The 10,152-nt window shown below is 62.0% G+C and carries 5 protein-coding genes and 2 pseudogenes; 2 read left to right on the forward strand and 5 right to left on the reverse strand.

What is annotated here, in order from left to right; all coding sequences use genetic code 11:
• The 5 genes and pseudogenes from ACX3P1_RS27160 to ACX3P1_RS27180 all read right to left on the reverse strand — a co-directional run.
• Window positions 1-326 (reverse strand): annotated as a pseudogene (locus ACX3P1_RS27160) (helix-turn-helix domain-containing protein); the annotation flags it as partial.
• 281 nt (window positions 327-607) lie between these two features.
• Window positions 608-1,945, reverse strand: a complete 1,338-nt coding sequence (locus ACX3P1_RS27165; RefSeq protein ID WP_459082780.1) for an HlyD family type I secretion periplasmic adaptor subunit — start codon at window positions 1,943-1,945, stop codon at window positions 608-610.
• Window positions 1,942-4,101, reverse strand: a complete 2,160-nt coding sequence (locus tag ACX3P1_RS27170) for a type I secretion system permease/ATPase (protein WP_459082782.1) — start codon at window positions 4,099-4,101, stop codon at window positions 1,942-1,944. Before ACX3P1_RS27170 ends, ACX3P1_RS27165 begins: the two co-directional genes overlap by 4 nt.
• A gap of 22 nt (window positions 4,102-4,123) precedes the next feature.
• Window positions 4,124-6,247, reverse strand: a complete 2,124-nt coding sequence (locus ACX3P1_RS27175; protein WP_459082784.1) for a type I secretion protein — start codon at window positions 6,245-6,247, stop codon at window positions 4,124-4,126.
• 120 nt (window positions 6,248-6,367) lie between these two features.
• Window positions 6,368-8,242, reverse strand: coding sequence for a hypothetical protein (locus tag ACX3P1_RS27180; protein ID WP_459082786.1), 1,875 nt, complete (start codon window positions 8,240-8,242; stop codon window positions 6,368-6,370).
• A gap of 555 nt (window positions 8,243-8,797) precedes the next feature.
• Here ACX3P1_RS27180 and ACX3P1_RS27185 point away from each other — a divergent pair.
• Window positions 8,798-9,280: a hypothetical protein gene (locus ACX3P1_RS27185; RefSeq protein ID WP_459082788.1), complete on the forward strand. Its 483-nt coding sequence runs from the start codon at window positions 8,798-8,800 to the stop codon at window positions 9,278-9,280.
• A 108-nt stretch (window positions 9,281-9,388) separates the two neighbouring features.
• Window positions 9,389-9,742 (forward strand): annotated as a pseudogene (locus ACX3P1_RS27190) (AMP-binding enzyme); the annotation flags it as partial.
• Between the last annotated feature and the right edge of the window lie 410 nt (window positions 9,743-10,152).

Genomic DNA, 10,152 nt, shown 5'->3' on the forward strand with positions numbered 1-10,152 from the left:
CACGAGAGCCGCCAGTTCCACCTTCTGCTCGGGCGACAGCCGCGATGACGGCCCCGGCGACCAGCGATTGAGAAGTCTGTCGGGGCCGGCTGTGTTGAACCGATGTACCCAGTCGCGTAGCGTCTGGCGGTCCATGCCTCCGACCCGCACCGGATCGGATCGGATCGGATCGGATTGGATCGGATCGGATCGGATCGGATCATCCCCTCAAGCAAAGCCGCAAGCGATAATAGTCGCCGGCTTTGGTTGGTGTTTTTCGAACTCTTCGCAACCCGCCGAAGCTCAGCCGCCGAGTAGTCCGTTCGTATCTTCACCGCAGATCCCATCGCCGAATCTCCTTTGGCAACAGGGAATCATGGTTCCGCAACCCGCCAAAAGCACGAAAGAGTCAGCAATCGGCGCCGTTGGTATTACGATCCCGGCAACACAGCCATTCACCATCAGATTCCGTCGAAAGATTTTATAGCAGGCACTGCCAAGGGAACAGCCGCGATCATCCTGATTAAATTGTATCTGTAGAGGCGGCCTATAATATCGAGATTTTGCGTCATCTCGGAAAGGGCATCGATATGAACCTTTCGGTGGCGATCTGCCCGTGGAAAGACCGTTATCGTTCGGTGAAGGCCCGCGACATGCTTTCGCGGATCGGCTTGGTCAGATAGTCGAGGAAAGTCCGTTCCGCCGTCTCGATCATCACGTCGACAGGCATGCCCGGCGTCGCGACAAAGCCCGGAATACGGGCGAGTTCGCTGGGCGACAGGCGCACGCGGGCCAGGTACACTTCCTGGTTGGGAATGGTCGCGTCGGACAGCGCGTCGGCCGAGACATAGTAGACCTCGCCATCCAGCACCGGCGTCGTGCGCCGGTTGAGCGCCACCAGCCGGACCGTCGCTTTCTGGCCAGGCTTTACCGCATCAATGTCCTTGCGCTGGATCTGGGTCTCGATGATCAGCGGCACGTTCGAGGGCAGGATTTCCAGGATCTTCTTTCCGCTTTCGATGACGCCGCCCGACGTATGATAGTACATCCGCACGACGGTGCCCGAGACTGGCGCGTTGATCGTCGAGCGTTGCGTGACGTTCTTCGCCTGCCGCGCTTCCTGACGGATCGCGTCGAGGTCGCCCTGACTGGTCTGGAGTTCGTCAAGCGCCTTCTGTTGCAGTTCCGTCACCGTCTGGTTGATCTGCTGATGAAACTTCTCGATCTGGGAATTGGTTTCCGACACTTCCGCATCCAGCCGGCCGACCTGGCCTTCGGCGTCGGCGATGGCGCGCTGGATGGCGTTGACCTCCGGCCTGCGGATCAGGCCCTGCTTGAGAAGCTGCAGCTTGCCGGCATATTCCTGCCTGAGATAGTCGAGTTGCTCCGTCATCGATGTGCTTTGCCGCTGAAAGCCCTCGGTCCGGAATTTCAGTGATTCCATGTTCAGCTTGAGCAGCCCCGTCTCGCTGTCGATGCGGTTGCGGGCGGAGCGGAAACTGGCCAACTGCCCGTCGACAATCCCCTTGATGTCACTGTCACTCGTATTGTCGGTGATGATCGCCGGGAAGCCGATTTCCCGCCTGTCGGCGACCTGGGTCTCCAGCCGCGCCACGTTCGCTTCCAGCCGCGCCTGGCGCAGGAACAGCTGCCGCTGCTTCACCTGGGCTGCGATGCCGTCCAACCGGATCAGCGGTTGGCCGTCGGTGACATGGTCGCCCTCGCTGACGAGAATGTCCTGGATGATGCCGCCTTCGAGATGCTGGACCACCTTGTTTTCGCCCGTCGCCACGAAACTGCCGGCGGTAACCACGGCCGCGGCCAATGGCGCGGTTGCGGCCCATGTGCCGAAGCCCCCGAACGCCGCCACCACCAGAACCATGCCGACAAGCGCGTGCTTGTGGATCGAGCGCGGCACCTGGCTGTACCATTCGATGTCGTGGACGTCGGCGATGCTGGTTTTCACGATACTGCCTGTGCTGGTTGATGGCCGACAACATTGCGCGCATTGGCGGCGTTCAAGGGGGCAAGTGCCTTGAGGACTTCCTGCCGAACGCCGAACATTGATACCGTGCCGTTGGCGAGTAACAGGATCTTGTCGACGCAGTTGAGCAGCGACGGCCGCTGAGTGATGGTGATGACGGTGATCTTCTCTTGCTTGGCATGGTCGAGCGCGCGCAACAGGGCTGCATCGCCGGTGCCGTCGAGATTGGAGTTGGGTTCGTCGAGCACGACCAGCCGCGGGTTGCCAAAGAAGGCGCGCGCCAGCGCGATACGCTGTTTCTGGCCGCCCGACAGCGGCGAACCGTCGCCGGCGACGATGGTTTCATAACCTTGCGCGAAGGTCGAGATCAGCTCGTGCACGTCGGCCAGCATGGCCGCCTTGTAGATGTCATCGTCGCTGGCGTCGTCGCGCATGCGGCCGATATTGGCCTTGATGGTGCCGGGAAAAAGCTGCACGTCCTGCGGCAGGTAGCCAATGTTTTCGCCGAACTGGCGCTGGTCCCAGTTGCGCAAATCCATCAGGTCGAGGCGCACATTGCCCGAGGTCGGCAGGATCGAGCCGACCAGCATCTTGCCGAGCGTGGTCTTGCCGGCTCCACTATCGCCGATGATCGCCAGCGATTCGCCGGGCGACAGCGTGAAGGTTATGCCGTTCAGCACCACGCGCTTGGTTCCCTGCGGCACGAACAAAAGCCGCTCCACGTCGAGCCTGCCTTGTGGGCGCGGCAATTTCAGCCGCTCGAAATTCAACGGCGACGCCCGCAACAGGGCGGCGATGCGCTGATAGGCCGAACGGGTGTTGATGAACTGGTGCCAGCCTTCGATAGCGCCTTCGACAGGGGCCAGCGCGCGCCCGGCGATGATGGAAGCGGCGATCACCATGCCGCCGGTCAACTGGCCTTCCAGCGACAGATAGGCGCCCCAGCCCAGCATGGCGACCTGCGCCAGCATCCGCACCGCCTTGGACACGGAAGCGGCGATCACGTTGCGGTCCTGCGCCACCACCTGCGCCTTGAGAGCGCCGGCGGTGTCGCGGCCCCATATCTTGACGGCTTCCGGGATCATCGCCAGCGCGTTGATGATCTGGGAATTGCGCGCCATGGAGTCGAGGTGAAGGTTGGCCTTGCTCTGGAAATTGCCAGCCTCGTGGAACGGCGCCTCTGTCGCCCGCTGGTTGAAGAAGGCAATGACCAGCAACAGCAGCGCGGCCAGCACGACGATGTAGCCAAGGTCGGGATGCACCAGGAAAACCGCCAGCATGAACAGCGGTGTCAGCGGCGCATCGAGGAACGACAAAAGCGTGCCCGACACCAGGAAGGCGCGCAATTGCTGGAGGTCGCCGAGCGTCTGGTACTCGCGCCCGTTGCTGTTGAGCGAAGCCCGCGCCGCGGCCCCGAGGATGGGTGCGCCAAGCTGGGCGGCGACCTCGACGGCCGTGCGCATCAGGATGAAGCGGCGGATGGCGTCGAGCACGGCGTTTAGGATGACAGCGCCGGCGATCAGGATCGTCAGCATGATCAGCGTGTCGGTCGAGCGGCTGGTCAGCACCCGGTCGGATATCTGGAACAGATAGACAGGGATCGCCAGCACAAGGACGTTGGTGGCGAGCGTAAAGCCCATAACGACAAGAAGATTGCGCCGTACCGCATGGATGCCCGCGTTCAGATTGTCGGCGAGGTTGACTGCGCCAAGGCGGCGATGGAAAACGTCGCCGCCGCCGGCAGCCATTTCCTTGCCCTGTTCACGGTCCTTCGGTATCGCGCGCCTGGCCTCGATCGGTCCGCTGTCGCCTTCGATCGATTTGAGGGTCCCCGCTGGAATTTCCTTGCCTGGCCGTCCGCTGTCCGGCCTGTCCACCACTTCGACCTCGGCGGCGGGCGTGGATCCGTCGGGCGCATCCGGGTCAGCATCGAGCGGCCGGAAGAAGAGCGGCCTTGCCGTTCGCCTCAGTTCGGCTGCGGCCTCATCAATCTCAGCCATGAATGAAGCGAACCGTCCGTCGATATCCTTCAGGTCCGCCGCGGCCTTCGGTGCCGTGCTGTCGGCCGCCGATTGCGAGGCCTCATCCGCGCCCGTCGCCGGCGGCATATGGGGAGTAGAGTTCACATGTCTGTTCATTGCAGTCCCGGCATATGGGTCGTCAGGAAACGACGGATTGCATGATGTCGCTGTGGGCGGAGTGGACGCCGACATCATCCCTGAGATGCGAGAACGAGTCGTCGAAAGTGGTCTTGATCATGTCGTCGCTGAGAAAGACCACGGCCTCGTTGACCAGATGGTCGGCGTCCCTGGTTAGCAGCCCGTGGTCGGTGCGGATGACATCGGTCTGCACCAGCAGTTCGTCCGAGTAGTGGTTGCCGCCGAAATAGGTCTTGCCGGACGGATCGACGTCCACGATCTGCGCCGAATTGACCAGGGCGCTGGAGCCGGTGGTGATCGTCCAATCAGCATTCAAATCCGCCTGCGCCGCCGAATTCATCGCCAGCGCGACATGGTCGGCGTCGCCTAGCACATTGGTCTGGCTCACATATTGCAGATCGTAGATGCTGCCTGAAATGTAGAGCACCCGCAGCCCCTCGAGCCCCTGAAAGGCGCTGTCCTGAAGCACGCTCGCCGGCAACATCTTGCCGCCGGCTGCGAAATCATGCAGCGCGTCGTAGAAGCCGCTTGGCAACGCGCCCGTCATGTCTTGGCCGATGCTGGTGATTTTCGCATCGTTCCACAGGAGGTTGTCACTGGCCGACACCGAACCCTGGCCGGAGGTGTGGAAGCCGGCAAGCGCCCCCACCACGTCGTCGTCGAGCAGCACGTTGGTCTGGGTGATGATGTTGGCGTCGTAGTAATTTCCGCCGACCAGAATGAGGTCGTAATATTTGCCCAGATCGGCAAGCGACAGGTCGTTGAAACCCTGATTTTCGCCCATGCCGACTTTCGTCGTCACGCCGGACGAGGAGGCGACGACGCTGGTGTCGTTGTCGAGCACGAAATTGAGTTGCTGGACCCAGTTCAGCGAAACGAAGTCGCCGTGGATTTCAGTGATCGCCCACGCCTTGGGAAAACCCAACTGCGCCGGATCGTTCGACGCGTCGGCACCGCTTTCGGTTTCGATATGCTGCATCTGGGCGATGTTGAACGCCGCCGTGGCGGCGCTCTGCGCAGCATTGCCCCAGCCGCTCAGGCTTGCGCCGATGGAATCGGAATCGCTCCAGGCGTTGACCTGGATGATGGCGTTCAGCGCAAAGTGGTTACCGGCCACCGCAAAGACATTGCCTTCCAGCGCGTCGTTGACCAGCATCGCTGAATTCAACAGCGCGTTACTGCCGGCGGCGATCTCGACCAAGGTGGGGCCGGAGATTTCGCCCTGCCCGCGAACCGTCTCGCCGGTTGCGGTCGAACCCACACCCTGTATCTGGTGATTGCCGCCCGGCAGCGGTTCGGCGGGCATATCCGCAGCGTCCTTGACGAGCGGCGATGCGGCCGGAAGCACATCGTCCAACTTCGGAGCCTCGTCGAATATCCCGCCGTTGATGTAGATCGCGTCGGCTTCCGGCTCGCCAATGAGCGAAACATCCGCATGAACGGAAATGCCATCGGCGGAACTGAAGGGAGAAAAAGGACCGTCGGCATTTTGTGCCTGTGCTACCTCTATGCCGGCGGCAAATGCGTTCAGCGATGCGGCAGCATCGCTAATGAACGTGCCGATGTCTTCCTCCGCCCCGAAGGTGGCGGCACCGATGGGGTTGAATTGCGAGGCGTCGTCCAGCAAGGCGTCGAGCGCGAGGGTAGGCGTGCCGATTGCATGGAAGGCCACGGCGTTCGTGCCGACATTGACGAAATCATTGTCGGAAAGATTGTTGATTTGCGAGATGTGCACGGCAACTGAGCCCGGCGGCGTCAGTTCGACGATCCGCATGCCCGACTGGAAATCCCGCAGCAACGGCGGCGCTGCATATTGCGGATAAATCACCGGCGGCGTCGCGCCTGCCACAGGGATTTCCGGCGTCGCGTAGGCCACGCTGGTGATGACTCCCAGCGGCACGATCGCGGGTGCGGCGGGCACATAGTGCAGGCCAGGGTCCGGATCGTTGAAATCATAAGGCGATTGAAAAGTGACTTGGGTCTGGTCGTGCTGATCCGGGGGCGCTTCCAGCGCCTGCAAAGCCTTGAATTCAAGGTAGTCGTTGCGCAGTCGCGCCTGCTCCGTCTCTATCTGGAACAACCCGATGAAGTGGGCGATCGCCTCGGTGATCTTGTCCAAATGCACGGAACCGTTCTCCGATTGCTGCGGCATTTTCCGACGAATGGGGCATTATCGATCAGTATGGGCTACGCGGGATTTCCCGCGTAGCCCGGTTCTCAGGCTCCGCTTGCGCGGAACGTTCGCTCAGGAACCGCTATGGTCCATCTGGTCGTAGTTGCCGCCCACCACTGTCTGGCTGAGCAGGTTTTCCATCATGTTGGCGCCCATCACGATGCTCTGGTTGAAGGCGCTGGTGTCGACGATGGCGTCCGCGTGGGCTTCCGACAGGCCGTTGACGTAGCTGTCATGACCGTTGTTGGAACCCCATGTTCCGCCATCGCCGCCGTAGCCGCCATCGCCGTTGGTGATGATGCCGCCTGCGCCGCCGTCACCGCCGTTGCCGCCCATGGATGCGCCGCCGGTTCCGTCGCCCGCGACCGGTACGACGATGGTATCGCCGCTCCAGGCAAAGCCGCCCTGGCCACCCGCGCCGCCGACGCCCGCACCGGTTCCTTCGCCGATGCCCGTGCCGATGCCGAGACCCAGCGCAGCGCCGCCCGCGCCTGCCATGCCGCCGGCACCGCCGTCACCGACATCGCCGCCGCGCCCAAGGCCGAGGCCGAGGGACAGCGCGTCGCCGGCATCGCCGGAATTGGCGTTACCGCTGTCGCCGCCCTGGCCGTTGCCGAGGCCGAGGCCATTAGCGTAGCCGCTGTCGCCGCCATTCGCATTGCCGCTGTCGCCGCCGGTGCCCGCGCCGTTGCCGGCGCCCGAACCCGAACCATTGCCACCGGCACCGCCGGTTGCCTGCCCGGCGTCGCCAACCACGCCGACGCCGACACCGATCAGGCCAAGACCGAGACCGAGCGCACCGCCGCCATCGGCACTGGCGTTGCCGCCGTCGCCGCCTTCACCGTTTCCGGCGCCGAAGCCGATACCGGCCGCATCGCCACCATTGCCGCTGTCGCCGTTGCCGGCGTCGCCGCTGCCTGCCGCGCCGAGGCCGATGCCGGCCGCGTCGCCGCCATTGCCGCTGTCGGCATCGCCGCTATTGCCGCCGTCGGCACCCGAAAGCCCGGCACCGAAACCGTTGCCGCCATCGCCGTTCTGGTCGCCGCCATTGGCATTGCCGCCGTTACCGCCGGTGGCACCACCTTCGCCAAGTCCGAGACCGAGGCCGAGACCGAGGCCGGTTCCGGCTCCACCGGCAGCACCTGTGCCACCGGTTGAATCGCCGCCGCGTGCGGCACCGAGCGCGCTGCCGCCGATGCCGATGCCGCCCAAGCTGTGGCCTTCGCCGCCTTGACCGCCATTGGCCGTGCCATTGCCGCCGCCGCCGCCGCCATCAGCGCCGGCGGTGATGCCGGGACCGGCTGTCGCATAGCCGCCATTGGCATCGCCGTTCTGCTCGAAGGTTCCGTCATTCGACACGTTCGCGCTGCCGAGATGGTCGTTGTCGTCCAGATTGTTCACCTGGGCCACCGACAGGGCGGAATCGTTGCCTTCGCCGTTCAGCGAGCCATTCAGGAAATCGTTGAACGACGCGCCGTCGCCGGGGTTGTAGAAGATCTGGCCGTCATGATTGACCAGCAGCTTGTCGATTTGCGAGCCCCCGTCAAGCCTAACATCGGTCACGTCGCGGTTGCTTGGCGCGTAGCCGGAAAGGTCGAGCCCGACATCGACGTTCACATGCGTGTCCGACGTGTTGGTGTTCGAGTTCGTATTGCTGCTCGTGTTGTTGTTGGTGTTAGTGCTCTCGTTGATCGCCTTGTTCAGATTGGCGTTCAGATTACCATTGGCATTCAGACTGGCATTGCCGTTGAGGTTGAGATTGCCATTGCCGTTACCGTTACCGTTACCGTTGGCGTTTTCATTGTCGGAATGGCTGGATTGGTATTGGCCCTGAGCTTGCCCTTGGGCCTGAAGTTCAGCCTGCAACTGGGCCTGGGCCTCAGCCTGGCCTTGATCCTGACTCGGATCGAATTGGTAGCTTGAGTTGTGCGAATCTCTGGGGGACATTGTCGTAACCTCATGTTGAAGCCGTTCCAGCATGACCCCGTTCATCTGTCAGAGGGCCTTGAGCCGGGCGGGCGGTTGCACAAACGAGGGAGAACGAGGCTTGCCGCATGCATGACAAATCGGCAGGCACCGAGCCCAAAAGCTCGATCAAGTCGAATCCTCCCCAGTGAAAAACGGCCATCACCGCGTTCAGCGTGTTCAGACACCCGACCGGGCAAGCCGGGCCGGGAATGGAAGGCACTGAAATCAGATGCATGTCCGTGTCCCGGATCACCCGAGACGGTCGCAGTGTGGGCTGGGAGGCGGCGCGCGCCTAGCTGCACATTCTAGCTAGAGCGCTGACGACAAGGCGTGGAAGCCTACGCCTGTTGGCAAAAACTTGAGCGGGTCTCCTACGTCGAACGATGCACGCCGCCCGTAAGGACGTGCGCGGCGGCCCCGAACCATATTGCCGCCATCCCTGTTTTCTGGATAGGATCGGCCCCGGTCACGAATGGCACGCGGCCCGCCAAGTTCATTCGTCGCCAAGGTCCACGCCCCGCTAAGGTCCACGCAATGCAGAGCTTTCAGCAGATACTGCTTCTGATCGGGCGCCTGAACTATACCTGGACCAACACGGAGAGCCTGCTCATTCATCTGATCGCGGGCCTGGCCCGGGTCGACAAGGAAACCGCTATCGTCATCTTCCTGACGCTCAACACGACGCGGGCGCGGATCGACCTGGTGGAAAGGCTCGCCAAACTGGCCAAGACACCCGAACAATGTCGGACGGATGTTCTCGCGCTGCTTGAACGCTTGAACCAGCAATCGAAACTGCGGAATAAATACAATCATTGCATTTATTCCTTCGACGACAAGGGTGATATTTCCCACACACAGCTTATGCGCATATTCGACGGGAAGGACTCGATAAAGTACGGCAAGATCGAGGCTCTGGACGGTGCTGAGGTTACGCGTATTTCCGAGTGCATCGAGGATATCGCCGACGTGAACAGAAAGATCTGGGGCGTCGTGCACGAGAACGGATTTCCACAGTAGGTAGCGTTTCTGGTGTCGCCGCTATACTATTTCTGCCTGCCATGATCGTAGGTTCCGCGTTGGACCAGCGAAGCGTCTAGCCCTCCTCGCCTCGAATCCGCTTTAGCTAATGCCCTGGTTGCCCATGACAAGGTGTCGGAGGCGGCGGTCGTCGGCTACCCGCACGACATCAAGGGCCAGGGCATCTACTGCTACGTCACGCAGGTTGAAGGCGAGCAATCGAGCGAAGCGTTGCGCAAGGAACTGATCCAGCACGTACGCAAGGAGATCGGCGCCTTTGCCACGCCCGACAAGATCCAGTTCGCGCCAGCCTTGCCCAAGATGCGTTCGGCCACGATCATGCGCCGTATCCTGCGCAAGATCGCCGAGGACGAATTCAGCGCGCTGGGCGATACCTCGACGCTGGCCGACCCGAGCGTCGTCGTCGACCTGATCGCCAACCGCCAGAACAAGCGGGCGTGAGGCGGCAGGGTAGAGCGTGTTAACCCACGGATTTAACCGCAATGGTCATCGTTAAATATGCGAGAGACGGAGTGGCCGGCTCGTTCCCCATTCCGAACACCGACGTACGAAAAGCGAAACCAATTTTGGGAAAATCAGGCCTTAACATCGATAAGGCCTCTGGTCGTAGTCACTGCAGGTCGCCCAGACACATTCTATCCACCGCCGGCGGTGCGGCTGATCGTGTCTGAGTGGCCAGATGAGGGGGCGATCCTGGCTTTAACGTCTACAAAGAGGTCTCACCGGAATGACTGCTTATCGGTAACTTCGCCCCGAAAGCTGCCATTCCGCTTTCGTGAAGATCCTATGGGGATGGAAAGCGACCAACGCTCTGCCAGAGTAAGGTCGCCAAACATCACATGGAGGTCAGC

It is taken from the genome of Mesorhizobium sp. A623 (assembly GCF_054489405.1).

What these genes read in the sequence shown, in the direction of transcription:
- ACX3P1_RS27170 (WP_459082782.1), bottom strand. Translation starts at nt 4,101, where the DNA reads ATGAACAGACATGTGAACTCTACTCCCCATATGCCGCCGGCGACGGGC.
- ACX3P1_RS27185 (WP_459082788.1), top strand. Translation starts at nt 8,798, where the DNA reads ATGCAGAGCTTTCAGCAGATACTGCTTCTGATCGGGCGCCTGAACTAT.
- ACX3P1_RS27180 (WP_459082786.1), bottom strand. Translation starts at nt 8,242, where the DNA reads ATGTCCCCCAGAGATTCGCACAACTCAAGCTACCAATTCGATCCGAGT.